Here is a 1,901-nt window from a genome sequence, read left to right as displayed (position 1 = left end):
CCAATATTGTTTTGATTGACACCTGAGATGATATTGCTTATATTACCTAATTCTTCAAGATTAACATTGCTTTGATCTACAGTGATGTTTTCTACTTGTACATTATTTGCACCGCTTCCACCTACAACCACAGTGTCTAATTTACCTGTATTTTTATCTGTAGAAACAACCCAATCTTTAATTCCAACACTACCACTACCATTGTTAGTTACTGTATTACCATGATCATCTTTACCTACTGAGCCTTGGTTGGAAATAACTAAATCAGCATTACCATTATTTGTAATACCTCCACCTATAGTAGCACCTTCTCCATTGGAAATTTCAAGTTTATTATCACTATTGTTAGTGATGGAACCACTTATACCTGTATTAGAATTAGAAGTGTTAGTGATGGAGTCAAGTTTACCACCATTTTCTACTACTATATTTCCTGAGATAGAACCACTTCCTGTATTGGTAATACCACCTTCAACTGAACCCCCACTTTCTACTTTGATTTCGCCTGCTATAGAACCATTGCCTTGATTGACTATGCCAGAGCCTCCACTTGAAGAGCTAACGCTACCTCCTGAGATGATAATGCCACCTTTTTTATCATCATCGCTACTGCTACCACCTATAATACCTTCATTAACTATACCAGCGGCTCCACCACTTACTTCACCTGAGATGGTGATTTGAGTGTTGATTTCTTTACCGCCTCCTATATAAATTCCAGATTTACCGCCGCTTACAATAGCACCTTGTTTAACTTCAATGGCATCAGCTTCAATATCTTTAGAACTTCCATTATCTATATTAATACCATTGTTTCCAGCCTTAATGCTACTGCCATCTTCTAGAATGATGCTACCTAGTTCCATTTTACTACCACTACCATAATCAAAATCATAGAAACTTATACCATTTAAATCTGCTTCTATAGAGCCTTTGTTAACAAGGGTTTCTATTTTATTACCCGTTTCTGCTAATATACCATTAGACTTTGATTTAATATTTCCTTCGTTAATAAAACTTTTAATAATAGACGGACCATCATAATATGTTTTAAGAGAAATAGCTGCAGCATTTTTATTACTACTTGTTGACTCTATGGTTCCTTGATTAGTAAAATTTTCTATACTACCTTGAGCTAAACTTACACCCGCAATACCAGAAATTAAGCCTTCATTGGTAAAATTTTTTATTGTGCCTCCAAATAAATATACACCTGATGATACATTTATATAAATAGAAGGCTCGGTATTACCTGTGCTTTTTATGGTTCCACTATTGGTAAAATTTTCTATGGTTCCACTAATCATTGTTACACCTTCGCTCCCACTAATTAAACCACTATTAACAAAGCTTTGTATATTAGTATTTTTTCCTTCGAAAAGTACTCCTCGGTCGTTAGAGCCTACTATAGTCCCACTATTTTCGAATTTATCCACAGTGAGAGTTCCTGAGTTACCTCCCCAAATTCCCATGTAAATTTGACCATTGATTTGACCTGTATTTTCAAAGGTGTTAACAGTGATGGTTCCTTTAAAATTGTTATCATGTTCTACAGCTACCTTACCGTTAATAGTTCCTTTATTGGTAAGATTGGTAAGAGTGAGGATATTGCTACCACTAGCATGAGCATAGATGATTCTATCTGTATTGCCTATACTACCTAGAGTTCCATTTGATTGAATTATTATGGTATGTGGTCCCTGATCGGTAATGTTGATTGTGCTAGTTTCTGAACTACTTACAGTCGTATTAATCCTAGCTTGAGGAGCATAAACACTTGCTGATCTAGCTTTAGTATTTTTATTTGCTTCATCATAAGTTTTTATTTCAGGAGTAAGTGTAGCATTAGCACAACTCGCTAAGAAAGAAATAGTAGCTAAAGATAAAACTATCTTTTTAGA

General features: G+C 34.9%; 1 protein-coding gene. It reads right to left on the bottom strand.

Annotated features, from left to right (window positions below; genetic code table 11):
• Positions 1-1,901 (bottom strand): beta strand repeat-containing protein (locus tag AJ939_RS03745; protein WP_410002385.1); only part of this gene is annotated, 1,901 nt, incomplete at both ends.

Source organism: Campylobacter sp. BCW_6889, from assembly GCF_001762535.1.
GTDB lineage: Bacteria > Campylobacterota > Campylobacteria > Campylobacterales > Campylobacteraceae > Campylobacter_D > Campylobacter_D jejuni.
The sequence above is the reverse complement of the archived record's forward strand: the minus strand, read 5'-3'. Positions and strand labels throughout refer to the sequence as shown.